Here is a 25,258-nt window from a genome sequence, read left to right as displayed (position 1 = left end):
ATTTAATGATTGCTGCTATATTCCGGCGGCCGTCAAAAGCGGCATTCCGCGCGCATACAGGACACGAGTTCTGCCGCCGGACATACAACCACTGGACGCCAGGCCGTCCGACGGGTCGCGGGCACAAGCGTTGCAGCGACTCGGAAAACCAGGCCTCGAGACATGATGCGTGCAACGCCCAGCGTGGCGCGCGAATGCTAACCCGCTGCGGATTCTGCGAGCGGCACCCGATTCTCTGGGATACGTGCAGGGTGGAGATGCACAAACGACGGACTGCGTAGCACTCGACTTTCCAGACGCCATGATCGTCCGCAGCGTTGTTTGATTCCTCCTCCTCGAAGAGTGCTTCTGTACCTACAGTCAGCAGGAGACGCCAGTCGCAGCCAGGCCAGATAGCCTGTGCAGCTTGACAAGGGTAACGGCCTGGCCGCTCCCGGCGCACCTGACACCGACCATGAGAGTCGTGTGTGCCAACCGCCGTTTCCGGCAGCCCGGAAACCATTGGTACTACATGAAAAGAATGCTGATCAACGCGACTCAACCCGAAGAGTTGCGTGTTGCCCTGGTCGATGGCCAACGCCTGTTCGACCTCGATATCGAGTCGGGCGCTCGCCAGCAGAAGAAGGCCAACATCTACAAGGGCCGCATCACCCGCGTCGAACCCAGCCTCGAAGCGGCCTTCGTCGACTTCGGCGCCGAGCGCCACGGCTTCCTGCCGCTCAAGGAAATCTCCCGCGAATACTTCTCCAAGACTCCCGAAGGGCGGGTCAACATCAAGGACGTACTGCGCGAAGGCCAGGAAGTCATCGTCCAGGTCGAGAAGGAAGAGCGCGGCAACAAGGGCGCGGCGCTGACCACCTTCATCAGCCTGGCCGGACGCTACCTGGTGCTGATGCCCAACAACCCGCGGGCCGGCGGCATTTCCCGGCGCATCGAGGGCGAAGAGCGCAACGAACTGCGCGAAGCCCTCAATGGCCTCAACGCCCCGGCCGACATGGGCCTGATCGTGCGCACCGCGGGACTCGGCCGCTCCAGCGAAGAGCTGCAGTGGGATCTGGACTACCTGCTGCAACTGTGGAGCGCGATCAAGGAAGCCTCCGGCGAGCGCCAGGCGCCCTTCCTGATCTACCAGGAAAGTAACGTCATCATCCGTGCGATCCGCGACTACCTGCGCCAGGACATCGGCGAGGTACTGATCGACAGCATCGAGGCCCAGGAAGAAGCGCTGAGCTTCATCCAGCAGGTGATGCCGCAGTACGCCAGCAAGATCAAGCTGTACCAGGACAGCGTACCGCTGTTCAACCGCTTCCAGATCGAGAGCCAGATCGAGACCGCCTTCCAGCGCGAAGTCAAGCTGCCGTCGGGCGGCTCCATCGTCATCGACCCGACCGAAGCGCTGGTGTCCATCGACATCAACTCGGCGCGCGCCACCAAGGGCGGCGACATCGAGGAAACCGCGCTGCAGACCAACCTGGAAGCGGCCGAGGAAATCGCCCGCCAGCTGCGCCTGCGCGATATCGGCGGCCTGATCGTCATCGACTTCATCGACATGACCCCGGCGAAGAACCAGCGCGCTGTGGAAGACAAGGTCCGCGAGTGCCTGGAAGCCGACCGTGCCCGCGTCCAGGTCGGACGCATCTCGCGCTTCGGCCTGCTGGAGATGTCCCGTCAGCGCCTGCGTCCCTCGCTCGGCGAGACCAGCGGCGTGGTCTGCCCGCGCTGCAACGGCCAGGGCATCATCCGCGACGTTGAATCGCTGTCGCTGGCGATCCTGCGCCTGATCGAGGAAGAGGCTCTCAAGGACCGCACCGCCGAGGTGCGCGCCCAGGTGCCGATCCCGGTAGCCGCCTTCCTGCTCAACGAGAAGCGCAACGCCATCACCAAGATCGAGCTGCGTACCCGTGCGCGCATCGTGATTCTGCCCAACGACCACCTGGAAACCCCGCATTTCGAAGTGCAGCGCCTGCGCGACGACAGCCCGGACCTGCAGGTCGGCCAGTCCAGCTACGAGATGACCCCGAGCGAAGTCGAGGAAGTCCAGCCGGTCGCCGCCACCCGCACCCTGGTGCGCCAGGAAGCGGCGGTGAAGACCGTGGCCCCCGAGCGCCCGGCCCCTCAGGTGGCGGTGGCCGAAGCGGCGCCGGCACCGGCAGCGCCCGTGCAGCCGGTCGCCGAACCGAGCCTGTTCAAGGGCCTGATCCGCTCCCTGGTCAGCCTGTTCGCCGGCAAGGAAGAGCCCAAGCCAGTCGCCGCCGCCGCGAGCGCCGAGGCCAGCAGCTCCGAGCGCCAGGCCCGCAACGAGGAACGCCGCAACGGTCGCCAGCAGAATCGCCGCCGCGATGGCGAGCGCAGCGAACGCAAGCCGCGCGAGGAGCGTCAGCCCCGCGAAGAGCGCAAGCCGCGCGAGGAGCGTCAGCCGCGTGAAGAGCGCAAGCCGCGCGAGGAGCGTCAGCCGCGTGAAGAGCGCCAGCCCCGCGAGGAGCGCCAGGCTCGTGAAGAGCGTCAGCCCCGCGAAGAGCGCCAGCCGCGTGAAGAGCGTCAGCCCCGCGAGGAGCGCCAGGCTCGTGAAGAGCGCCAGCCGCGCGAAGAGCGCATGGCCCGCGAAGAGCGCGCCGTACCGAGCGAAACCCCCGACAATGTGGCGGACGCCGGCAGCACCGTGATCGAGCAAGTGCCGCAGGAGCAGGAAGGTCGCCGCGAGGAGCGCAGCGAGCGCAAACCGCGCAGCGAACGCCCGCCGCGCATCCCGCGCCACGAGGAAGCCGGCGAGGAAGCGGACAACGGCGCTGCCGACGCGGAACTGGAGCAGGACGAGCAACTCGACGACGGCGACGGCGAACGTCCGCGTCGCCGCTCGCGCGGCCAGCGCCGCCGCAGCAACCGCCGCGAGCGCCAGCGCGAAGCAGGCATCGAACTGCCGGGCGACGAGCCGGTCGCCGCCGAAGGCGCCATCCTGGCCACCGGCGCTGCCGTGACCGCCATCGCAGCCGAAGCGGCGCCTGTCAGCGAAGCCGCTCCGGTCGAGGCGGCAAGCGCCGAGGTCGAAGTAGCCGCCCAGCCCGCCCCGGTCGCCACCGAAGTGGCGAGCCAGCCGCTCGACACCCCGGTCGAAACCGTCGCGGCAAGCAGCGAACTGCCGGTTGCCCTCGTCACGAGCGAGCCCGCCGAGCCGACTGCCGAAGCCGGCGAAGAGAGCGCTCAGACCGCCGCCGGTGGCCGTGCGCCCAACGACCCGCGCGAGCGTCGCCGCCGTCGCGAAGCCGAGCGCAAGGCACGCGAGGCTGCCACCCAGGCAGCCGCCAGCGCCGCCGTCGCGGTCAGCGCAGCCGAGGTCGAGGCTGCAGCCGAACCGGCCAGCCCCGTCCAGCCGGTAGCTGAGGCCCAGGTGGAAGCCGTCGAGCCGGTCGTCGAGCAGGCAGCCGCCGTCGAGGCCGAACCGGCCGAAACCGCCAGCCCGGCCGCGCAAGAGGCCGCCACCGCGCAGCCGGACAGCACCGAGCCGCTGGCGGAGATGCCTGCCGAGGTCGCGACCGACGCGCAGGGCCGTGCCGAGAGCGCCCCGGCGAGCGCCGAGGAAGAGCGCAAGCCCCAGGCCTGACGGCCGGTTGCGCCCGACAAAAAGGGGGAGTGCCGCAAGGCACTCCCCCTTTTTGTCGCCTGCGAAAAGAATCGCGGCGCCAGCGTGCGGCTCAGCGGACCAGCGGCTCGATCTCCAGTTCGACGCCGAAGCGGGCACGGATATCGGCCTGGATGCGCCGGGCTAGGTCCAGCAACTCGCTGCCGCTGGCTCGGCCGTGATTCACCAGCACCAACGCCTGCTGGGCATGCACCCCGGCATCGCCGTCACGATAGCCCTTCCAGCCGGCCTGCTCGATCAGCCAGCCGGCGGCCAGCTTGACCTGCCCCTCGCCTGCCGGATACGCGACCAGCCCCGGCCACTGCGCGCGCAGCGCGCTGGCCTGCGCTTCGCTGACCAGCGGGTTCTTGAAGAAACTGCCGGCATTGCCGAGCACCTGCGGGTCGGGCAGTTTCTCGGCGCGGATCGCACAGACCGCGCGGCTGACCTCCAGCACGCTCGGCGCGGCGATGCCCTGCGCCTGCAGGCGCTGGCGCAGCGGGCCGTAGTCGAGGTGCAGCTGCGGCGTGCGGCTCAGGGCGAAACGCACCCGCAGGATCAGCCAGCGCCCGGCCTCGCGCTTGAAACGACTGTCGCGGTAGGCGAAGGCGCACTCCTCGGCGGCGAACTCGCGCAGCTCGCCGCTCTGGCGATCCAGCGCCACCAGGCTGTGCAGCACGTCCTTCAGCTCGACACCGTAGGCGCCGATGTTCTGCATCGGCGCGGCGCCCACGGTGCCGGGGATCAGACTGAGGTTCTCCAGCCCGCCGAGGCCCTGCTCCAGGGTCCACAGCACGAAGGGATGCCAGGGCTCGCCAGCCTCGGCCTCGACCAGCACCCGCCCCCCCTCCTCGCCCAGCAGACGCCGGCCGCGACTGGCCATGCGCAGCACGAAGGCATCCAGATCGGCGGTCAGCAGCAGGTTGCTGCCACTACCGATCACCAGCAGCTCGGCGCCGCGCGCGGCGGCGGCATCCAGCGCCTCGCGCACCTGCGCCTCGTCGCGGGCTTCGGCGAACCAGCGTGCCGCAACGTCGACGCCGAAGGTGTTGCAGGCCTTCAGCGAGTAGTGTTCATGAATGCTCAGGCTCACAGGCGCTCCCGGATCTGCTCGATCAGTCGCTCGCAGGCCGACTCGACCAGGTCCAGCACCCGCTCGAAACCGTCGCTGCCGCCGTAGTAGGGATCGGGGACCTCATGCTCGGCCAGTCCGCCGCGGCGCAGCAGCAGATCCAGCTCGGCGCCCGCGGAGTCGGGACGCAGGCGCTGCAGCTCGCGCAGGTTGTCGTGGTCCATGGCGAGGATCAGGTCGAAGCGGGCGAAGTCCTCGGCCTGCACCTGGCGGGCCCGCAGCTCGTGCAGGCGGTAGCCGCGCTGCGCGGCGGCGGCGCAGGTGCGCGGGTCGGGCGCCTTGCCGATATGCCAGGCGGCGGTGCCGGCGGAGTCCACCGCGACCTGCGCGGCCAGCCCAGCCTGCTGCAGCCGGTGGCGCATCACCCCCTCGGCGGTGGGCGAGCGACAGATGTTGCCGAGACAGACGAACAGGACGCGCACCTCAGGCTCCCAGCAGCTGACGGACGCGCTGCAGGTCTTCGGCCGTGTCGACCCCGGCCGGCGGCGCCTCGACGGCGTCGGCGACATGGATGCGCACGCCGTGCCACAGCGCACGCAACTGCTCCAGGCACTCGGCATCCTCCAGCCAGCACGGCCCCCAGGCGACGAAGTCGTGGAGGAAACCGGCGCGGTAGGCGTAGATGCCGATGTGGCGACGGAACGGCACCCCGTCCGGCAGACTCTGGCGATCCGTGGCGAAGGCATCGCGCGCCCAGGGCAGCGGCGCGCGGCTGAAGGTCAGCGCCAGCCCCGCGGCATCGCTGACCACCTTGACCGCATTGGGATTGAACAGCTGGGCGGCATCGACTATCGGCTCGGCCAGGGTGGCGATGCCGGCCTGCGGGTTGGCTGCCAGGTTCGCCGCCACCTGGTCGATGAGCGCAGGCGGGATCAGCGGCTCGTCGCCCTGTACGTTGACCACGATGGCATCCGCGGCCAGGCCGAGCTGGCTGGCGACTTCGGCCAGACGGTCGGTACCGGAGTTGTGGTCGCCGCGGGTCAGCAGCACCTCGGCGCCGAAGCCCTGACAGGCCTCGACGATGCGTACATCGTCGGTGGCCACCACCACGCGGCGGGCGGCGCTCTTGCGCGCCTGTTCCCAGACATGCCGGATCATCGGCTTGCCGGCGATATCCTGCAGCGGCTTGCCGGGCAGGCGGGTGGAAGCGTAGCGGGCGGGAATGACGACGACGAAGTCCATGCTCATGCGTCCAGACGCTCGTCGACGGTCAGGGTACGCGCCTCGCCTTCCAGCATCACCGGGATGCCGTCGCGCACCGGGTAGGCCAGGCCGTCAGTCTTGCAGATCAGCTCGGACTTGTCGTCGCTGAGTTTGAGGGGGCCCTTGCACAGCGGGCAGGCGAGGATATCGAGCAGTTTCGGGTCCATGGCAGCGATCCTGGAAGAGGAGTCAGGGGGAGCCGCCGGCCCCGTCAGCGTGGCGCAAGACGCGCCAGCTGGGCGTCGAACCAGGCCACGAAGGCCGGCGACGGCTGGCCTTCGACGGCCAGATACCACCAGTCGGCGGCGGCGAATCCCCGGCATTTCACCGCATCCTTCTCGGTCATCAGCAGCGGCAGGGCCGGGCTGAAGCGCAGATCCTCGGGGCCGTAGGCCGCGTGATCGGCGAAGGGATGCGGAACCGGGCGCCAGTGTAGCGCCTCGAGGGTGGCGAAGAAACGCTGCGGGTTGCCGATGCCGGCCACCGCATGCACCGCCTGTCCCGCCGGCAGATGATCCAGCGGGCGGCGCTCGCCGCTGGCCAGGTTGACCAGCGCGCTAGGGCGCAGATTGAAGGCGAAACCCGCCTCGCTGTCGCCACCCGCACCGTTGAGCAGACAGGCATCGACTTCTTGCAGACGCTCCGGCGGCTCGCGCAGCGGGCCGGCCGGTAGGCAGCGACGGTTGCCCAGGCCCCGTGCGGCGTCGATCAGCACCAGCTCCAGGTCGCGGGCCAGACGGTAATGCTGCAGGCCGTCGTCGCTGAGAATCAGGTCCAGCGGCTCCTCGGCGAGCAGCGCGCGCACCGCGCGAGCGCGATCCGGATCGATCATCAGCGGCACGCCGCTGCGCTCGACGATCATCAGCGGCTCGTCGCCGGCCTGCGCGGCCGACTGCCCGGCGCGCACCCGCCAAGGCAGGCTCGGCGGCGTGGCGCCATAGCCGCGGCTGACCACCCCGACGCGCAGGCCGCGGGCGCGGCAGTGCTCGATCAGCCAGAGGATCATCGGCGTCTTGCCGGTGCCGCCGACGCTGAGGTTGCCGACCACGATCACCGGCACCGGCGCACGGAAAGCCGCACTGCGACCAGCGAGGAAGGCAGTACGCCGGCGCCGGACGATCCAGCGATACAGCGCCTCCAACGGGCGCAGCAGGCACAGGGCCGGATGCCCGGCATACCAGGCACGGCTGAGGCGCTCGGCCAGATTCATGGCCCCGGCTTCGCCGCTTCCACGGTGCTGATGCGCAGGTGGGCAAAGCCCAGCTTGCCGGCGGCATCCATCGCGGTGATCACCGCCTGGTGCGGGGTCTGCGCGTCGGCACTGATCACCAGCGGCAGGCTGCTGTCGCCCGCAGAGGCCTGCTGCAGCGCGCTGCTGAGGGTCGCCAGGTCGCTGCGCGCCAGCGGCTGGCCATTGAGCGCGTAGCTGCCGTCGGCGGCGATCTGCACTTCCAGGGGCTTGCGCTCGCTCGGTTGCGGCGGCGTGGCGCTGGCCGCCTCGGGCAGGTCGATCTGCAGCTGGGTCTCGCGGGTGAAGGTGGTGGTGACCACGAAGAACAGCAGCAGGATGAACACCACGTCGAGCAGCGAGGCCAGGTTGATCTCGACGTTCTCGCGGGGCTTGCGTCGGAACTTCACCGCCCACCGCCCTCGCCGAGATCGACCTCGCGGTCGCCCTGGACCATCTCCACCAGGCGCACGGCTTCCTGCTGCATGCCCATCACCAGTTCGTCGACCCGGCGCTGCAGGTAGCGGTAGAAGAACAGCGCCGGAATCGCCACGATCAGCCCGGCCGCGGTGGTGATCAGCGCCTTGGAAATGCCGCCGGCCAGCACCGGGGCATTGGCCATGCCGGTGCTCATGAAGCCGCTGAAGATCTCGATCATCCCCAGTACCGTGCCGAGCAGGCCGAGCAGCGGCGCCACCGCGGCGATGCTGCCGAGGGCGTTGAGGTAGCGCTCCAGGTCATGGATGACCCGCGAGGCGGCTTCCTCGATGCACTCCTTCATGATCTCGCGGCCATGGCGGGAATTGGCCAGCCCGGCGGCGAGAATCTCGCCCAGCGGCGAGGAAGCGCGCAGCTCCTTGAGCTTCTGGGCGTCCAGCTGACGCTCCTGGATCCAGCGCCATACCTGGGCGAGCAGGTTGGGCGGCGCGATGCGGGAGGGACGCAGGCTCCACAGGCGTTCGGCACTGATGCCGAGCGCGGCGATCGAACACAGAATGATCGGCAGCATCATCCAGCCGCCGGCTTTGACCAGTTCCCACACAGTCGGGCATCCCCATCGAAAAATTCGCGCAACTCTAGCACAGGGGCCGGGGGCCGCCGACCGCCGGCGTTCTCATTTTTCCTGCCAGAATCCGCCGCTGCCGCGCATGCCCTGCGGCACCGTACCGCTGCCCAGCCGCAGGTGCAGGGCGCCCTCGCGCGCGGTGTCGTGGGTGGGCAGGCCGAGCGCAGCATAACGCGCCAGCACCTCGGCATGGGGATGGCCGAACGGGTTCTGCCAGCCGCGCGAGATCAGCACGCCGCGTGGCGCCACCGCCTGCAGGAAGGCGCGACTCGACGAGCTGCGACTGCCGTGGTGCGGCGCTAGTAACCAGTCAGCGCGCAGGTCGCGACCGCTGGCGCGCAGCCAGTCCTCGCCGCGCACGCCAAGATCGCCGCTGAGCAGCAGGCGCTCGCCGGCCGCCTCGATGCGCAGCAGGCAGGAAGCGTCGTTGGGGTTGTCCGCCGCCGCCCACTGCCAAGTGACGAACTCGACGCCATCCCACTGCCAGCGCTGCCCCTCCCGACAAGGCCGAACCGGACGCGGCAGCTTATGCCGCCCGGCCTCGCCGCCCTGCAGATCGTCCACCGCCAGCGTCCGCAGCACGGCGGCCGCGCCGCCGGCATGGTCGCTGTCAGCGTGGCTGAGCAGCAGGCCATGCAGGCGCCGCACGCCCAGCCCCTGCAGCACCGGCGCGACGATTTTCTCGCCGCTGTCGAAGCCCCGCCGCGCCGGCCCGGCATCGTAGAGCAGGGCGTGCTCGCGGGTACGCACCAGCACCGCCAGCCCCTGGCCGACATCCAGCAGCCAGACCTCGGCCTGCCCTTGTGGCACACGCGCCGGCGCCGGCCAGAGCGCCACCAGCAGCAACGGCAGGCCGAACGCGCGCAGCGGTACGCCGCGCGGCAGCAGCACCAGCAACGCACCCAGCACGGCGAGGCAGATCGCCCAGGGCGGCGGCGCCGGCCCCTGCCAAGCTGGCCAGGCGGCCGCCAGTCGATGCAGCAGCGCGAACAGCCAGTCCAGTTGCAGGCCCGCCAGCCACAGCAGCCCCTCGCCCACGCCGGGCAGGGGCAGCAGCAGGGTGCCGAGCAGCGCCAGCGGCACGATGAGCAGACCGACCCAAGGCACCGCCAGCAGGTTGGCGAAGGGCCCGCTGAGGCTCACCGGCAGCCCCAGGCCGAGCAGCAGGGGCAGCAGCCCGACGGTCATCGCCCATTGCGTGAGCAGCAGCAGGTGCCAGGCGCGGAACCGCCCCTGGCGCGCGGCGAAGCACCAGACCAGCAGCGCCACCGCCGCGAACGACAGCCAGAATCCCGGCTGCAGGCTGGCCAGCGGCTCGGCCAGCAACACCAAGACGAGGGCCGCCAGCAGTGGCGTCCAAGCGCCCAACTGGCGGAAGCGCCAGCGCCACAGCAGCACCAGGGCGACCATCGCGCAAGCACGGCGCACCGGTACCTCGAAGCCGGCCAGGGCGCCGTAGCCCAGCGCACCGGCCATGGCCAGCAGGCAGGCCGCCGGCAGCCAGGCGCGCTCGCGCGGCCACAGGCCGCAGCGGTACAGGGCGGCGACCAGGGCATACAGCAGTCCGGCGAGCATGGCCACATGCTGGCCGGAAATCACCAGCAGATGGACGGTGCCGGTGGCCTGCAGCGCCTGCCAGTCGGCATCGCTCAGCCCCGAGCCGTCGCCCAGCACCAGCGCCGCCAGGATGCCCTCGCGCCCCTGTGCCGGCACGGCCAGCAGCCGCTGGCGCAGGGCATCGCGCCAGGCCGGTGCGCCGCCCGCCGCCAGCAGGCGCTCGCCGGCCTTCACCGAACCGGTGGCGCCGACGCGTCGTGCGCTCAGCCAGGCCTCGTAGTCGAAGGCATGGGGGTTGAGGCTGCCGCGCGGCCGCTTGAGGCTGACGGCCAGGCGCCAGACCTCCCCGCCAGCCAGCGGCGGCGCGCCATACCAGGACAGGCGCAGACGCGCCGGCAGCGCGGTGCGCCGCGACTGCGCCTGTTCGAGATAGAAACGGGTGACGCCCTCGCCCTGCTCCGGCAGACCGGCGATGCGCCCTTCGAGCCACAGGGTACGACCGTCCCAGGCGGGCGCCAGACGGTCGTCCAGCGCCGACTGCGCCGTCAGGCACGCCCAGAGCAGCCCCAGCAGGCACAGGGCGGCGAGCCGCGCGGGTGGCCAGCGCAGCAGCGCCAGCAGCAGCGCGCAGCCCCCCAGCGCCAGCAGCCCGGTCGTCGACGGCAGCGCCGGCAGAAAACGCAGCAGCAGCAACCCCGCGGCGAGCGCGAGCAATCCCGAGCGCATCGGCTTCATCCTTGAAAGGCTGGCGACAGTCCATCCGGCGATTCGTTCCATCGACAGCGCGGCATACGGAATCTGTGCATAATAGCCGCGCTTCGTGTTCGCCGAGAGTCCTTATGCCGCGCCGCATATTCAAGCGATACATGCCCCACCCCGATCGCATCAAGGACAACCAGTCCCTGCGCTTTCTCGGCGGCCTGATCCACGATCCCAACCTATGGCATCTCAACCGCCACTCGGTTGCCCGCGCCATGGCCGTCGGCCTGTTCTGGGCGATGATCCCCATGCCGATGCAGATGCTCGCCTCCGCCGCACTGGCCATTCCGCTGCGCGCCAACCTGCCGATCGCCATCGGCCTGGTCTGGCTGACCAACCCGATCACCATGCCCCCGGTGTTCTACTGCACCTACAAACTGGGCACCTGGCTGATGGATACGCCAGCCCTCGTCATGCCGGACGAGCTGAGCATGGCCTGGGTCACCGCCGAACTGGCGGTACTGTGGAAGCCGCTGTACCTCGGCTCGCTGGTCGCGGGACTGGCACTGGCGGCGCTGGGTTACTTCGGAACCATGCTCTACTGGCGCTGGTGGGTGCGGCGCAGCTGGCTGAAACGCCAGAACGATCGCCAGCAGCGCTCCTCCTGAGTCCGCCGATGCACAAACGCCGCCGTCCGGATCCCGGACGGCGGCGTTTTCGTGCATGGCCAGCCTGTCGAGGCAGAGCCGTCAGTCGCGCTCGACCAGCCGGCCGCCTTCCAGATGCAGCACACGGTTCATCTGCCGAGCCAGGGCCAGGTCGTGGGTCACCACCAGGAAGGCGGTCTTGAGCGAGCTGCTCAGTTCCAGCATCAGTTCCTGGATACCGCGCGCGGTGTGCTGGTCGAGGTTGCCGGTCGGCTCGTCGAGCAGCACCAGCGCCGGACGGTTGACCAGCGCGCGCGCAATGGCCACCCGCTGACGTTCGCCGCCGGACAGCTCGGCCGGCTTGTGGGTGAGCCGGTGGCCGAGGCCGACCCGTTCGAGCAGCGCGGTTGCGCGCTGGCGCGCCTCGGCGATCGGCGTGGCGCCGATCAGCAGCGGCATGCAGACGTTCTCCAGCGCACTGAATTCGGGCAGCAGGTGATGGAACTGGTAGACGAAGCCCATGGCGCGGTTGCGCAGCAGGCCGCGGGCCTTCTCGCCGAGCGCCGAGAGCTCCTCACCGGCCAGCCAGACGCTGCCCTCGCTGGGATTGTCGAGCCCGCCGAGCAGGTTGAGCAGAGTGGTCTTGCCCGAGCCGGAGCTGCCGACGATGGCCACCCGCTCGCCGGGCAGCAGCGCCAGCTCGACGCCGTCGAGCACCTGCACCGACTGCGGGCCCTCCTCGTAACGCTTGCCGAGGTTGCGGCACAGCAGCACCGCCTGATCGTTACTCATAGCGCAGGGCCTCCGCCGGCTGGGTGCGCGCCGCCTTCCAGGCCGGGTACAGGGTGGCGAAGAAGCTCATCAGCAGCGCAGCCGAGCAGATCAGCACGACATCCTCGACGCGCAGCTGCGAGGGCAGGTAGTTGATGAAGTAGACGTCCGAACTGAGGAACTTGTGTCCCAGCAGCTTCTCCAGCCCGGCGACCCAGGCGGTGACGTTGAGGGCGGCGATCACCCCGAGGACACCGCCGATCAGGGTGCCGACCACGCCGATCACCGAGCCCTGGACCATGAACACCAGCATGATCTGCCGTGGCGTCATGCCCAGGGTGCGCAGGATGGCGATGTCGGCCTTCTTGTCGGTGACCACCATCACCAGGGTGGAAATGATGTTGAACGCCGCCACCGCGACGATCAGCAGCAGCAGCAGGGCGATCATGGTCTTCTCCATCTGGATCGCCTGGAACAGGCTGCCGTGGCTGCGCGTCCAGTCGCGGGCGACGTAGTCCTCGCCGGTGAAGGTGCCGGCGATCTCCCAGGCCACGCGCGGCGCCTGGAACAGATCCTTGAGCTTGAGGCGCACCCCCTCGACCTGGTTCTCCTGCCAGCGCGACAGGCGCGCGGCGTCGCCGACGTGGATCAGCGCCAGGGAGCTGTCCAGCTCGGCGCCGACCTTGAAGATGCCCACCACGGTGAAGCGCTTGAGGCGCGGGAACACCCCGGCCGGGGTCACCGAAGCCTCGGGGAGGATGAAGGTCAGCTTGTCGCCGACATCGACGCGGAAGCGCCGTGCGGTGAGCTCGCCGATGACCATGCCGAACTCGCCGCTCTGCAGATCGTCGAGGCGCCCGCGGACCATGTGCTGATCGATGATCGACACCTGCTTTTCCGCCTCGGGCAGCACCGCGTTGACCAGCACCGGCTGCACGCCGCCGCTGTGGGTGAGCATGCCCTGCAGCTGGGTGAACGGCGCCACCGCCAGCACCTCGGGATGCTCGCCGGCCTTGGCCGCCAGCGCCCGCCAGTCGTCGACCGGCTGGTAGCTGCTGATGGTGGCGTGCGGCACCATGCCGAGAATCCGCGTGCGCAGCTCGCGGTCGAAGCCGTTCATCACCGACAGCACGAGGATCATCACCAGCACGCCCAGGGCGAGGCCGACCATCGAGGTGAGGGAGATGAACGAGATGAAATGGTTGCGACGCTTGGCGCGGGTATAGCGCGCGCCGATGAACACAGGTAAGGGTCTGAACATGCTCGGGCTTGCCTGGCAGGCGAAAGGAAGACATCCGGTTGTCGCAGCATGGCTGCAGCCTGTGTGCAGGACATGCCGGCGACCGGCGCCACGCCGGTCCGGGCGGCAGTCTACCGCAAGCCCGCCGGCGGCGCACCGCCATGCACTCCCCAAAGCGTGCGGCACATGCTAGAAGGCTGACATGGTTCCCCTCGCAAGGAGGTACAGGCGTGACCCTGATCTATGGCCACCGCGGCGCCCGGGGCGAGGCTCCGGAAAACACCCTGGCCAGCTTCCAGCACTGCCTCGCCCAGGGCGTGACGCGCTGCGAGCTGGACCTGCACCTCTCCGCCGACGGCGAACTGATGGTGATCCACGACCCGACCCTCAAGCGCACCACCGGCCAGCGCGGCAAGGTCGCCGAACACAGCGCCGCGGAGCTGGAGCGCCTCGACGCCCGCGCCGCCGGTCCCGCATGGCCCTGGCCCTGCCCGATTCCGCGCCTGCGAAGCCTGTTCCTGCACTGCCCTTTCGAGCACTGGCAACTGGAAGTCAAGAGCGCCTCGCCGGCGCGCGCCGCACGCACGGTGGACGCCATCGCCACGCTGGTCGCCGAGTTCGGTCTGGAAGACAGGGTGATAGTCACCAGCAGCTCGCGCAGCGTGCTGCTGGCACTGCGCCGCCGGGCGCCGCAACTGGCGCGCGGGCTGGTCGCCGAGCATGCCTGGCTGGATCCGCTGAAGGTCGCGGCACGCCACGACTGCCGGATGCTGGTGCTGAACTGGACGCTGTGCAGCCCGGCACGTCTGCTCAAGGCGCAGCGTCAGGGCCTGCACGTCTCGGTCTGGACGGTCAACGAACCGGCGCTGATGCGCCGGCTCGCCGACTGCGGGGTGGACAGCCTGATCACAGACTTTCCCGGTTTGGCCAGCGCCATACTCCGGGATCGTTGAGCGGCCACTCTCCGACCGGCTCAGGCCACCGGTCGGAGCCGGTCAAAAAAGCCGGTTGAGACCGTCGAACGCCGCCACCCGGTAGGCTTCGGCCATGGTCGGGTAGTTGAAGGTGGTGTTGATGAAGTACTTGATGCTGTTCGCCTCGCCCTGCTGGTTCATGATCGCCTGGCCGATGTGGACGATCTCCGAGGCCTGGTAGCCGAAGCAGTGCACGCCGAGCAGCTCCAGGGTCTCGCGGTGGAAGAGGATCTTCAGCATCCCGGCACGCTCGTTGGAGATCTGCGCGCGAGCCATCGACTTGAAGAACGCCTTGCCGACCTCGTAGGGCACCTTGGCCTGGGTCAGCTCCTGCTCGCTCTTGCCGACCGAGCTGATCTCCGGGATGGTGTAGATACCGGTCGGCACGTCGTCGACGAAGTGCCAGCCCTCGTAGCCCATGTGCTCGGCCATGTTGGCCGCCGCCGAACGCCCCTGGTCGTAGGCGGCGCTGGCCAGACTCGGCCAGCCGATCACGTCGCCGGCGGCATAGACGTTGGCCACGCTGGTGCGATAGTGCTTGTCGACGGCGACCTGGCCGCGGCTGTTGGCCTCCAGGCCGATGTTCTCCAGGGCCAGCTGGTCGGTGTTGCCGGTGCGGCCGTTGCACCACAGCAGGGCATCGGCCTTGATCTTCTTGCCCGACTTCAGGTGCAGCACCACGCCGTGGTCGAGGCCCTCGATGCGCTCGTACTCCTCGTTGTGGCGGATCAGCACATTGTTGGTACGCAGGTGGTAGCTCAGCGCATCGGATATCTCCCGATCGAGGAAGCTGAGCAACTGGTCGCGGTTGTCGATCAGATCGACCAGCACGCCCAGGCCGCTGAAGATCGACGCGTACTCGCAGCCGATCACCCCGGCGCCGTAGATGATCAGCCGGCGCGGGGTATGGCTGAGGGTGAGGATGGTGTCGCTGTCGTAGATGCGCGGGTGGCTGAAGTCGACGTCCGCCGGGCGGTAGGGACGCGAGCCGGTGGCGATCACCACCTGCTTGGTGACCAGGCGCTCGACCACACCGTTGTGGCCGAGCACCTCGATGGTGTGCTGGTCGGCGAAGCTGGCCCTGCCGACGAACAGGTCGACACGGTTGCGCGCGTAGTAGCCGGTGCGCGAGGCGACCTGCTTGGCGATCACCTTCTCGGCGCTCTTCAGCACGTCGGGGAAGGAGAACCAGCGCGGCTCGCCGATCTGGCGGAACATCGGGTTGGTGTTGAACTGCAGGATCTGCCGGACCGAGTGACGCAGGGCCTTGGAGGGAATGGTTCCCAGGTGGGTGCAGTTGCCGCCGACCAGCTTGCGGCTATCGACCACGGCCACCTTGCGCCCGCTCTTGGCGGCGCTCATCGCCGCACCCTCGCCCGCCGGGCCGGAGCCCAGCACCACTACGTCATAGTTGTAGACAGCCATCTGCCACTCCTTATGGACAAACTGCGGCCCGCCGCTGGGCGGGCCTCATACCTCGGGCCAGGCACGCAGGCATCGCGCCTGCGCGGGCCGCAAATGACGACGGGGGCAGTCAGACTGCCCCCGTCGGGTTGTTCAGCGCGCGCGGGTCGCGTCAATGGCCTGCACCAGCGGGGCCTTGTCGCCGCCCTCGCTGCTGGCCTCCTCGCACTTCTGGGTGTCGCCGCCGCAGATCGGGCATTCGTCCTTCTCGATGCCGAGGTTGGCGATGCCGCCGCATGAGCCGGCGATCGGCTTGCGGCCCATGATCACCCCGACCGACATGCCCAGCACCACCAGCAGCATGACGGCAAAGACCAGCAACCAGGTCATGGTGTGTCCTCCTGCGCCGGGAACAGCGCATCAAAAGCCTTGGTACTGCGAGTGACGAAACCTTCGCCCTCGCGGGTCACGAACAGTGCCGCCAGTCCTTCGCGCTCAGCATACGCCGCCCCCTCTTCCGGCCCCAGCACCATCAGCAGGGTCGACAGGCCGTCGGCCAGCAGCGCCTGCGGGTGCACCACGGTCACCGCCGCCAGGCGATGGCCGATCGGCGCGCCGCTGCGCGGGTCCAGGGTGTGCGAGTAGCGCCGGCCGTTCTCCTCGAAGTAGTTGCGGTAGTCGCCGGAGGTGGAGACGCCCAGGCCGTCCAGCTCAAGCACCTTCTGTGCCACCTGCTGGTCGTCGCGCGGCTCCTCGATGGCGATGCGCCAGGGCGCGCCGTCGGGCTTGCGTCCGCGCGCCTTCAGCTCGCCGGTGGCCTCCACCAGATAGCTGCTGACCCCCTGCCCTTCCAGCCAGGCGGCGATGCGGTCGACCGCATGCCCGGCGGCGATGCTGTTGAAGTCGACCTGGACCTTCGCATCCTTGCACAGCCGCTGGCCATCGATGCGCAGGTGCGCATGACCGACCCGCTGGCGCGCCTCGGCGATGGCTTCGGCGCTGGGCACCTGCTCGCTGCGCGACTTGGGACCGAAGCCCCAGAGGTTGAGCAAGGGTTCAAGGGTCAGGTCGAACGCGCCGCCGCTGCGCTGCGACAGGTCCTCGCCCAGGCGCACCAGCTCCAGCACCGCCGGCGGCATGGCCATGCAGGTACCGGCCGCTGCCTGGTTGAAGCGCTCGATCAGCGAGTCGTCGCGGTAGGTGGACATCTGCTGGTCGACCTCGGCGAGGATCGCCTCGACCCCGGCCTGCAGGGTAGTCGCCTCCGCCACGCCGCTGCCGCGCACGTACTTGACCGAATAGGTGCTGCCCATGGTCGGACCGCCGAAGGATTCCAGCGGGTCGGAAAACAGGCAGCCCGTCAGGGCTGCCGCGCAGGCGACAGCGATGACGGGCCGCAGGAGTGCTGCCAGGCTCAAGACTAGCCGCCGAAGTCGTCGAGCAGGATGTTCTCCCGCTCGACACCTAGGTCGAGCAGCATCTTGATCACCGCAGCGTTCATCATCGGCGGGCCGCACATGTAGAACTCGCAGTCCTCGGGCGCCGGATGGTCCTTGAGGTAGTTCTCGTAGAGCACGTTATGGATGAAGCCGGTGTAGCCGCTCCAGTTGTCTTCCGGCAGCGGGTCGGACAGCGCCAGGTGCCACTTGAAGTTCGGGTTCTCGGCCTGCAGCTGGTCGTATTCCTCGACGTAGAACGCCTCGCGCATCGAGCGCGCGCCGTACCAGAAGCTCATCTTGCGCGTGGACTTCAGACGCTTGAGCTGGTCGAAGATGTGCGAGCGCATCGGCGCCATACCGGCACCGCCGCCGATGAACACCATCTCGTTGTCGGTGTCGCGGGCGAAGAACTCGCCGAACGGTCCGTACACTGTGATCTTGTCGCCCGGCTTGAGGTTGAACACGAACGAGGACATCTTGCCCGGCGGGATGTCGTCCTTGCCCGGCGGCGGCGAGGCGATGCGGATGTTGAACTTCACCAGTCCGCGCTCTTCCGGGTAGTTGGCCATCGAGTAGGCACGGATGGTGGTCTCGTCGACCTTGGACACATAGCGCCACATGTTGAACTTGTCCCAGTCGCCGCGGTACTCGGGCTGGATGTCGAAGTCCTTGTAGTTGACCACGTGCGGCGGGCATTCCAGCTGCACGTAACCGCCGGCGCGGAAGTCGACGTTCTCGCCTTCTGGCAGACGCAGGGTCAGCTCCTTGATGAAGGTGGCGACGTTGGGGTTGGACTCCACCGTGCATTCCCACTTCTTCACGCCGAAGACTTCTTCGGGCACCTCGATCTTCATGTCCTGCTTGACCGGGGTCTGGCAGGACAGGCGCCAGCCGGCCTTGGCCTCGCGCTTGGTGAAGTGCGACTCCTCGGTGGGCAGCATCTCGCCGCCGCCCGACTCGACGATGCACTTGCACTGCGCGCAGGTGCCGCCGCCGCCGCAAGCGGAGGACAGGAAGATGTTGTTGTTGGCCAGGGTCTGCAGCAGCTTGCCGCCGGCCGGTACGGTGATGGTGCGTTCGCCGTTGATCTCGATGCTCACGTCACCGCTGGACACCAGCTTGGCGCGGGCCATCAGGATGATGACCACCAGCGCCAGCACGATAGCGGTGAACATGCCGATGGCGAGGAAGATTTCGTAGTTCATCTGTTCATCCCGTCCTTAGAGCTGCACGCCGGAGAAGGACATGAAGCCCAGCGACATCAGCCCGATGGTGATGAAGGTGATCCCCAGGCCCTGCAGGCCGGCCGGCACGTCGCTGTACTTGAGCTTCTCGCGCACGCCGGCCAGCACCATGATTGCCAGCGCCCAGGAGGCGCCGGAGCCGAAGCCGTAGACCACGCTCTCGGAGAGGTTGTAGTCACGCTCGACCATGAACAGGGTGCCGCCCATGATGGCGCAGTTCACGGTGATCAGCGGCAGGAACACGCCCAGCGCGTTGTAGAGCGAGGGCACGTACTTGTCCAGCAGCATCTCGAGGATCTGCACGATGGCGGCGATCACGCCGATGTAGCTGAGCAGGCCGAGGAAGCTGAGGTCCACGTCCGGCAGGCCGGCCCAAGCCAGCGCGCCGTCCTTGAGCAGGTAGGCGTAGATCAGGTTGTTGGCCGGCACGGTGATCGCCTGCACCACGATCACGGCGATACCCAGGCCGATGGCGGTTTCCACCTTCTTGGAAATGGCGATGAAGGTACACATGCCGAGGAAGAAGGCCAGCGCCATGTTCTCGACGAACACCGCCTTCACGAACAGGCTGATGTAATGTTCCATCAGTAAGCCTCCTTGGAGACATGCGGAGCCATCTTGTAGACCGTGCTCTCGACCTGGCCTTTCTTCCAGGTACGCAGGCCCCAGATGATCAGGCCGATCAGGAAGAATGCCGAGGGCGGCAGCAGCAGCAGACCGTTGGGCTGGTACCAGCCGCCGTCATTGACCACCGGGATGATCTCGTAGCCCAGCAGCTTGCCGGCGCCGAACAGCTCGCGGACGATGCCCAGCACGATCAGCATGGCGCTGTAGCCCAGGCCGTTGCCGATACCGTCGAAGAACGACAGGGCCGGAGGGTTCTGCATGGCGAAGGCTTCGGCGCGGCCCATCACGATGCAGTTGGTGATGATCAGGCCGACGAACACCGACAGTTGCTTGGACAAGCCATAGGCGAAGGCCTTGAGCACCTGGTCGACCACGATCACCAAGGACGCGATGATCACCATCTGCACGATCATGCGGATCGAGCCGGGGATCTGGCTTCGCACCATCGAGATGAACAGGTTGGAGAAGCCGGTCACCAGGGTCAGGGCGATCGACATCACCAGCGCGGTCTTCAGGTTCGAAGTCACCGCCAGCGCCGAGCAGATACCGAGGATCTGCAGGCCGATGGGGTTGTTATTGAAGATCGGGTTGAGCAGAACTTCTTTGATAGTCGGTTGCGACATGATCAGGCCTCCCCGGCGCGCAGGTTAGCAATGAAGGAGCCGAAGCCGCCCTGGCCCAGCCAGAACTTCAGCAGGTTGTCGACGCCTTTGCTGGTCAGGGTCGCACCGGCCAGACCGTCGACCTGGTGGGTCGCCTGCGGGCTCTGCGGATCGACGCTGCCCTTGACGATCTGCACGGCAACCTTGCCGTCGGCGTCGAACAGGGTCTTGCCCGGCCACAGGGCCTTCCACTTCGGATTGTCCACCTCGCCGCCCAGACCCGGGGTCTCGGCGTGCTGGTAGAAGCCGAAGCCGGCCACGGTGTTGAGGTCGCCCTTGACCGCCATGAAGCCGTGCAGGGTCGACCACAGGCCGTAGCCGCGTACCGGCAGGATCAGGGTTTCCACAGCGCCATCGGCACTCTCCACCAGGTAGACGGTGGTGAAGCGCTCGCGACGCTTGATCGAGGCGATGTCCTGATCGCCCGGCAGGGCGTCGGACAGTTTGGGATCCTTGGCGGCCTTGAGCGGATCGAAGGTCTGTGCGTCATGGGCAGTGCTGAACTTGCCGGTCTGCAGATCGACCACACGGGCGCGGATGCGCTCGGCGAACAGCGCCTTGACCTGCCTGGCGGACATGCCGTCCTCGCCCAGACCGGCAATCGCCAGGATGCTGCGCTGCTTGTCCAGCACGCGGTTTTCCACCTGGGTCGGCTTGAGCGCGACCGCGGCGCCGGCGACGAACACCGAGCACACCAGGCAGACCAGCAGGGCCACCGTCAGGGTACGGACGGTGGATTCTTTTTGACTAGACATTGCGTGCCAGCCTCCGCTTGATGTTGGCCTGAACGACGAAGTGGTCGATCAGCGGCGAGAACAGGTTGGCGAACAGGATCGCCAGCATCATGCCTTCCGGGAACGCCGGGTTGACCACGCGAACCAGCACGACCATCAGGCCGATCAGCGCACCGAACAGCCATTTGCCGGTGTTGGTCATCGAGGCGGACACCGGATCGGTGGCCATGAAGAACATGCCGAAGGCGAAGCCGCCGACCACCAGGTGCCAGTACCAGGGCATGGCGAACAGCGGATTGGTGTCCGAGCCGATGACGTTGAACAGGCTGCTGGTCGCGACCATGCCGAGCATCACGCCGACGACGATGCGCCAGGCGGCGATGCGGGTCAGCAGCAGGATGCCGCCGCCGATCATGATCGCCAGGGTGCTGGTCTCGCCCATCGAGCCGTGGATCTTGCCGAGGAAGGCGTCCATCCAGGTGATGCCGTGGCCGATCACGTTCTCGATGCCGCCGGCCGCCGCCAGGCTCAGTGCGGTGGCGCCGCTGAAGCCGTCGACCGCGGTCCATACCGCATCGCCGGACATCTGCGCCGGGTAGGCGAAGAACAGGAAGGCGCGGCCGGTCAGCGCCGGGTTGAGGAAGTTCTTGCCGGTACCGCCGAACACTTCCTTGCCCAGCACCACGCCGAAGCTGATGCCCAGCGCCGCCTGCCACAGCGGGATGCTCGGCGGCAGGATCAGGGCGAACAGCACGGAGGTGACGAAGAAGCCCTCGTTGACCTCGTGGCGGCGGATCGAAGCGAACAGCACCTCCCAGAAGCCGCCGACGATGAACACCGTCAGGTAGACCGGCAGGAAGTAGGCCGCGCCCTGGATGAAGTTGTCCCAGACGCTGCCCGGATCGAAGCCGGCCAGGGCGCCGATCAGGCCGAAACGCCAGCCGTCCTGCGCCGCCAGCAGCTCGGGGCTGGCGGCGAAGATCTGGTTGGCCTGGAAGCCGATGTTCCACATGCCGAAGAACATCGCCGGGAAGGTACACAGCCACACGGTGATCATCATGCGCTTGAGGTCGATGCCGTCGCGCACGTGGGCGGTGGTGCGGGTCACGCTACCGGGACGATAGAAGAAGGTGTCGACCGCCTCGTAGAGGGCGTACCACTTCTCGTACTTGCCGCCCTTCTCGAAGTTGTGCTCGACCTTGTCGAGGAATGCTCGCAAACCCATGGCTTAACCCTCCTTCTCGATGCGGGCGAGGTTGTCGCGCAGGATCGGACCGTACTCGTACTTGCCGGCGCAGACGTAAGTGCACAGCGCCAGGTCCTCTTCGTCGAGTTCCAGGCAGCCGAGCTTCTGGGCCATTTCGGTGTCGCCGACGATCAGGTAGCGCAGCAGCTGGGTCGGCAGGATATCCAGCGGCATCACCGCCTCGTAGTTGCCGACCGGCACCATGGCGCGCGGGCTGCCGTTGGTGGTGGTGGTGAAGTCGAACAGACGCCCCGCGGCCAGCTTGGAGACGAAGATGTTCAGCACCGAGTGCTTGTTCACCCCGGCGCGCAGGTAATGCATCATCTCGCGGTCGCTGCCCTCGCGCAGGCAGGACACCTGCTGATGGTAGCGACCGAGGAAGGCCAGCGGACCGCGCGCGGTGCGACCGCCGAACACCGAACCGGAGATCACCCGGTTGCTGCCCGCCTTGAGTTCGCCGGCGGTCAGCTCTTCGAGGTTGGCGCCCAAGCGGGTACGCACCAGACGCGGAGCGTCGACCACCGGGCCGGCCAGCGCGACCACCCGCTCGGTCCACAGCTGACCGGTGGTGAACAGCTTGCCGACGGCGATCACGTCCTGATAACCGATGGTCCACACGCTCTTGGTGGCGTTGACCGGGTCGAGGAAGTGGATGTGGGTACCGGCCAGGCCGGCCGGATGCGGGCCGGCGAAGCTCTCGGCACGCACCCCGGCAACGCCCTCGCCCGGCAGGCTGACGCCCTCGGCCTTGCACAGGAAGACCTTGGCCAGACGTGCCAGCACCTTCAGGCCGTTCTCGAAGTCGGCAGCCTGCTCGGCGATGATCACCGCCGGATCGGCGGCCAGCGGATGGGTATCGATGGCGGTGACGAAGATCGAGCTGGGAGTGGCGTCGACGGCCGGCACCTTGCTGAACGGGCGGGTGCGCAGGGCGGTCCACAGACCGGCGGCCTGCAGGTTCTCGCGAACCTTGGCGCCCTCCAGGCTGTCCAACTGACCGACCGGATAGCTGGCGAAGGTTTCCTGCTCGTCGCCCTGGATGTCGATCACCACCGACTGCAGCACGCGCTTGTCGCCGCGATGGATGGCGCTGATCACGCCCGCCGCCGGGGCGGTGAACACCACGCCTGGGGTTTTCTTGTCGGAGAACAGGGGCTGCCCAAGCTTGACGCGGTCGCCGACCTGTACCTGCATCGTGGGCTTCATACCGGGGTAATCGAAGCCTACGACCGCAACGCTGCGCACCGGCCGACCGGCCTCGATGCGCTGCGCGGGTACGCCGGTGACAGGCAGATCCAGACCTCGTTTGATCTTAATCATGCGTATTGCCTAATCACTGTTATGAAAGGGTTCGGGTACGCCGCCGGCGCCGGCCAGGGGTGTGACAATCTGCCTCGCCCCTTATCGTCGCTAAACGATTGCGCACCCTCGAAAAATTATCCGGCCGATTATAGGGAGGTCGTTTCGCACTGGCCACCTAAGCGCTTGATTATTTCGGAGATTGGCAATAACTGGCGACACTTGCGGGCTTGACCACGCCCCGCACCAGCCAGAGCATCACAAAGGTTCCACGGAGGTCACATCATGCGCACGCTGCTCGCCCTGCTCCTCGTCGTCTGCGGCAACCTGTGGGCCAGCGAGGCGGCCCGCCTCGACCAGGCCGGCTTCGCCGCCAGCCACCCGCCCGGCAGCCAGCAACTGGTCCTGCGCAACCGGGCGCTGCTGACCTGGCTGTGGGCCGACGTCTATGCCGCGGCGCTCTATACCGAACCGAACATCGCCCCGCAGGCGGCGCTGCGCGAACAGCGCGCACGACGCCTGGAGCTCTACTACTTCCAGAAGATTGCCCGCGAGGATGTGATCCGCGCCGCCTGGACGGTGCTCGAACGCCAGCACGACCCGGCCACCCTGGCGCGCCTGCGCACCGGCATCGAGCGGCTGCACGCCAGTTTCCGCGACATCCGCCCCGGCGACCGCTACGCCCTGCAGTACGACCCGCGCCAGGGCCTGACCCTGGAGCGCAACGGCGAGACACTGCTGCGCAGCGACGATGCCGAACTGGCGCGCGCCTACATGGGCATCTGGCTGGCCCGCGACGGTCTCTCCGAACCCCTGCGCCAGCGCCTGCTCGCCGAGCGCTGAGCCGCCCGGCGCCGGAAACGAAAAACGGGAGCCGAAGCTCCCGTTTTTCTCAGTGCCCTGCGCGGATCAGCGCGGGAAGGCCGGCGGGTTGACCCCGGCCATGTCTTCCAGCACGCGCACCACCTGGCAGCTGTAGCCGAACTCGTTGTCGTACCAGACGTAGAGCACGACGCGGTTGTCGTTGCAGATGGTCGCCTCGGCATCGACGATGCCGGCATGGCGGGAGCCGACGAAGTCGGTGGACACCACTTCCGGCGAGTTGGTGAAGTCGATCTGCTTGTGCAGCTCGGAGTGCAGCGCCATGTGGCGCAGGTACTCGTTGATCTCCTCGCGGCTGGTGGCCTTCTCCAGAGCCAGGTTGAGGATGGCCATGGAGACGTTCGGCGTCGGCACGCGGATGGCGTTGCCGGTCAGCTTGCCCTTGAGCACCGGCAGCGCCTTGGCGGCGGCGGTGGCGGCACCGGTCTCGGTGATCACCATGTTCAGCGCGGCGCTGCGACCACGGCGGTTACCCTTGTGGAAGTTGTCGATCAGGTTCTGGTCGTTGGTGTAGGAGTGGACGGTCTCTACATGACCATGGACGATGCCGAACTTGTCGTAGACGGCCTTGAGCACCGGCACGATGGCGTTGGTGGTGCAAGAGGCGGCGGAGAGGATCTTGTCGTCGGCGGTAATCAGTTGGTGGTTGATGCCGTGGACGATGTTCTTGATCTCGCCCTTGCCCGGCGCGGTGAGGATCACGCGGGCCACGCCCGGGCACTTCAGGTGCTGGCCCAGGCCTTCGGCGTCGCGCCACTTGCCGGTGTTGTCGACGACGATGGCGTCCTGGATGCCGTAGGCGGTGTAGTCCACGGTGGTCGGATCGTTGGAGTAGATCACCTGGATCAGGTTGCCGTTGGCGAGGATGGTGTTGTTTTCCTCGTCGATGGTGATGGTGCCGTTGAAGGAGCCATGCACCGAGTCGCGGCGCAGCAGGCTGGCGCGCTTGACCAGGTCGTTCTCGGCACCCTTGCGCACCACGATGGCACGCAGGCGCAGGCCGTCGCCGCCGCCGGTCTTCTCGATCAGGATGCGCGCCAGCAGGCGGCCGATGCGGCCGAACCCGTAGAGCACCACGTCGGTGCCCTGGTGGCCGTTGCTGCCCTGCTTGCCGGCCACGTCGGCCAGCTCTTCGCGGACGAACTGCTCGACGCTGCGGCCGTTGGCTTCGTGCTTGAACTTGACCGCCAGGCGGCCGAGGTCGACGGAGGCGGCACCCAGCTCCAGCTGGCTCATCACCTGCAGGATCGGGAAGGTGTCGTGCACCGACAGCTCGGCGTCGTCGATCTGGCGGGCGAAGCGATGCGCCTTGAGGATACCGATCACCGAACGGTTGATCAGGCCACGGCCATAGATCGAGGTCACCACTTTGTTATTGCGGTAGAGCTGACCGATCAGCGGAATCATGGCCTCAGCGAGGGCCTCACGATCAATCCACTCACCGAGGCACTGGTCGGGCTTCTGGGTCACGGGCGATACCTTCCACATGTAGGAGATGAAAAAAGGGGCTACATTATGACGGCGCCGGCGCGCGGGGGCAACGCACCGTCAACGACACTGACAGCCGGCGGAGCGCATCGCTAGAATC

At 67.8% G+C, this 25,258-nt stretch carries 24 protein-coding genes; 4 read left to right on the top strand and 20 right to left on the bottom strand.

The features are described 5' to 3' along the window. The first annotated feature begins 511 nt into the window (after positions 1–511). Positions 512–3,598, top strand: a complete 3,087-nt coding sequence (gene rne, locus BLU22_RS10385; protein ID WP_197676752.1) for a ribonuclease E — start codon at positions 512–514, stop codon at positions 3,596–3,598. Positions 3,599–3,689: 91 nt separating this feature from the next. On the opposite strand, the gene murB is transcribed toward rne, so the two are convergent. From murB to BLU22_RS10345, 8 genes are all read right to left on the bottom strand, one after another. Further along, entirely contained in the window at positions 3,690–4,709 is a 1,020-nt protein-coding gene (murB, locus tag BLU22_RS10380) for a UDP-N-acetylmuramate dehydrogenase (RefSeq protein WP_090214191.1), read from the bottom strand. Then, the gene (locus BLU22_RS10375) at positions 4,706–5,170 is read right to left on the bottom strand and encodes a low molecular weight protein-tyrosine-phosphatase (RefSeq protein ID WP_090214189.1); all 465 of its coding nucleotides are present in this window, start codon (positions 5,168–5,170) and stop codon (positions 4,706–4,708) included. Before BLU22_RS10375 ends, murB begins: the two co-directional genes overlap by 4 nt. 1 nt (position 5,171) lies before the next feature. Next, positions 5,172–5,936 carry a 3-deoxy-manno-octulosonate cytidylyltransferase gene (gene kdsB, locus BLU22_RS10370; protein WP_090214188.1) on the bottom strand — a complete coding sequence of 255 codons (765 nt, stop codon included), beginning with the start codon at positions 5,934–5,936 and terminating at the stop codon, positions 5,172–5,174. Continuing rightward, positions 5,933–6,118: a Trm112 family protein gene (locus BLU22_RS10365; RefSeq protein WP_090214186.1), complete on the bottom strand. Its 186-nt coding sequence runs from the start codon at positions 6,116–6,118 to the stop codon at positions 5,933–5,935. Before BLU22_RS10365 ends, kdsB begins: the two co-directional genes overlap by 4 nt. A 44-nt stretch (positions 6,119–6,162) precedes the next feature. Further along, on the bottom strand, positions 6,163–7,161 hold the full coding sequence (lpxK, locus tag BLU22_RS10360; RefSeq protein WP_090214184.1) for a tetraacyldisaccharide 4'-kinase: 999 nt from the start codon (positions 7,159–7,161) through the stop codon (positions 6,163–6,165). Beyond that, positions 7,158–7,589 carry an ExbD/TolR family protein gene (locus BLU22_RS10355; protein ID WP_090214183.1) on the bottom strand — a complete coding sequence of 144 codons (432 nt, stop codon included), beginning with the start codon at positions 7,587–7,589 and terminating at the stop codon, positions 7,158–7,160. Before BLU22_RS10355 ends, lpxK begins: the two co-directional genes overlap by 4 nt. Continuing rightward, positions 7,586–8,221 (bottom strand): MotA/TolQ/ExbB proton channel family protein, encoded by a 636-nt coding sequence (locus BLU22_RS10350; protein WP_090214181.1) that lies wholly within the window; start codon positions 8,219–8,221, stop codon positions 7,586–7,588. Before BLU22_RS10350 ends, BLU22_RS10355 begins: the two co-directional genes overlap by 4 nt. A gap of 72 nt (positions 8,222–8,293) precedes the next feature. After that, positions 8,294–10,528 (bottom strand): DNA internalization-related competence protein ComEC/Rec2, encoded by a 2,235-nt coding sequence (locus tag BLU22_RS10345; protein WP_090214180.1) that lies wholly within the window; start codon positions 10,526–10,528, stop codon positions 8,294–8,296. Between the two features lie 113 nt (positions 10,529–10,641). On the opposite strand from BLU22_RS10345, the gene BLU22_RS10340 reads away from it, so the two are divergent. Next, complete coding sequence (locus BLU22_RS10340; RefSeq protein ID WP_090214179.1) at positions 10,642–11,169, top strand: DUF2062 domain-containing protein; 528 nt, start codon at positions 10,642–10,644, stop codon at positions 11,167–11,169. A gap of 81 nt (positions 11,170–11,250) precedes the next feature. On the opposite strand, the gene lolD is transcribed toward BLU22_RS10340, so the two are convergent. Further along, entirely contained in the window at positions 11,251–11,940 is a 690-nt protein-coding gene (gene lolD / locus BLU22_RS10335) for a lipoprotein-releasing ABC transporter ATP-binding protein LolD (protein WP_090214177.1), read from the bottom strand. Continuing rightward, positions 11,933–13,180 (bottom strand): lipoprotein-releasing ABC transporter permease subunit, encoded by a 1,248-nt coding sequence (locus BLU22_RS10330; protein WP_090214175.1) that lies wholly within the window; start codon positions 13,178–13,180, stop codon positions 11,933–11,935. Before BLU22_RS10330 ends, lolD begins: the two co-directional genes overlap by 8 nt. Positions 13,181–13,389: 209 nt before the next feature. On the opposite strand from BLU22_RS10330, the gene BLU22_RS10325 reads away from it, so the two are divergent. After that, positions 13,390–14,112, top strand: coding sequence for a glycerophosphodiester phosphodiesterase (locus tag BLU22_RS10325; RefSeq protein WP_090214173.1), 723 nt, complete (start codon positions 13,390–13,392; stop codon positions 14,110–14,112). Between the two features lie 42 nt (positions 14,113–14,154). On the opposite strand, the gene sthA is transcribed toward BLU22_RS10325, so the two are convergent. The 9 genes from sthA to BLU22_RS10280 form a co-directional block, all read right to left on the bottom strand. Continuing rightward, entirely contained in the window at positions 14,155–15,558 is a 1,404-nt protein-coding gene (gene sthA, locus BLU22_RS10320; protein WP_090214172.1) for a Si-specific NAD(P)(+) transhydrogenase, read from the bottom strand. A 132-nt stretch (positions 15,559–15,690) separates the two neighbouring features. Then, entirely contained in the window at positions 15,691–15,927 is a 237-nt protein-coding gene (gene nqrM / locus BLU22_RS10315) for a (Na+)-NQR maturation NqrM (protein ID WP_090214170.1), read from the bottom strand. After that, on the bottom strand, positions 15,924–16,850 hold the full coding sequence (locus tag BLU22_RS10310; RefSeq protein ID WP_090216385.1) for an FAD:protein FMN transferase: 927 nt from the start codon (positions 16,848–16,850) through the stop codon (positions 15,924–15,926). Before BLU22_RS10310 ends, nqrM begins: the two co-directional genes overlap by 4 nt. Positions 16,851–16,957: 107 nt before the next feature. After that, on the bottom strand, positions 16,958–18,181 hold the full coding sequence (nqrF, locus tag BLU22_RS10305) for an NADH:ubiquinone reductase (Na(+)-transporting) subunit F (protein WP_090214169.1): 1,224 nt from the start codon (positions 18,179–18,181) through the stop codon (positions 16,958–16,960). A 15-nt stretch (positions 18,182–18,196) separates the two neighbouring features. Then, complete coding sequence (nqrE, locus tag BLU22_RS10300) at positions 18,197–18,805, bottom strand: NADH:ubiquinone reductase (Na(+)-transporting) subunit E (protein WP_090214167.1); 609 nt, start codon at positions 18,803–18,805, stop codon at positions 18,197–18,199. After that, on the bottom strand, positions 18,805–19,476 hold the full coding sequence (locus BLU22_RS10295) for an NADH:ubiquinone reductase (Na(+)-transporting) subunit D (protein WP_173867196.1): 672 nt from the start codon (positions 19,474–19,476) through the stop codon (positions 18,805–18,807). Before BLU22_RS10295 ends, nqrE begins: the two co-directional genes overlap by 1 nt. Continuing rightward, a complete protein-coding gene (locus tag BLU22_RS10290; protein ID WP_090214164.1) occupies positions 19,473–20,264 on the bottom strand; it encodes a Na(+)-translocating NADH-quinone reductase subunit C in 792 nt (263 codons plus the stop codon). Before BLU22_RS10290 ends, BLU22_RS10295 begins: the two co-directional genes overlap by 4 nt. Continuing rightward, the gene (locus BLU22_RS10285; RefSeq protein WP_090214163.1) at positions 20,257–21,468 is read right to left on the bottom strand and encodes an NADH:ubiquinone reductase (Na(+)-transporting) subunit B; all 1,212 of its coding nucleotides are present in this window, start codon (positions 21,466–21,468) and stop codon (positions 20,257–20,259) included. Before BLU22_RS10285 ends, BLU22_RS10290 begins: the two co-directional genes overlap by 8 nt. A 3-nt stretch (positions 21,469–21,471) precedes the next feature. Then, complete coding sequence (locus BLU22_RS10280) at positions 21,472–22,809, bottom strand: Na(+)-translocating NADH-quinone reductase subunit A (RefSeq protein WP_090214161.1); 1,338 nt, start codon at positions 22,807–22,809, stop codon at positions 21,472–21,474. A 264-nt stretch (positions 22,810–23,073) separates the two neighbouring features. Between BLU22_RS10280 and BLU22_RS10275 the strand changes: the two genes are divergently transcribed. Further along, positions 23,074–23,631, top strand: coding sequence for a chalcone isomerase family protein (locus BLU22_RS10275; RefSeq protein ID WP_090214159.1), 558 nt, complete (start codon positions 23,074–23,076; stop codon positions 23,629–23,631). A 66-nt stretch (positions 23,632–23,697) separates the two neighbouring features. On the opposite strand, the gene BLU22_RS10270 is transcribed toward BLU22_RS10275, so the two are convergent. Continuing rightward, a complete protein-coding gene (locus BLU22_RS10270; RefSeq protein WP_162274139.1) occupies positions 23,698–25,158 on the bottom strand; it encodes a glyceraldehyde-3-phosphate dehydrogenase in 1,461 nt (486 codons plus the stop codon). Positions 25,159–25,258: the final 100 nt, after the last annotated feature.

This window comes from Pseudomonas guangdongensis (assembly GCF_900105885.1).
Classification (GTDB): Bacteria; Pseudomonadota; Gammaproteobacteria; order Pseudomonadales; family Pseudomonadaceae; genus Geopseudomonas; species Geopseudomonas guangdongensis.
This window is presented reverse-complemented; position numbering and strand designations above follow the sequence as displayed.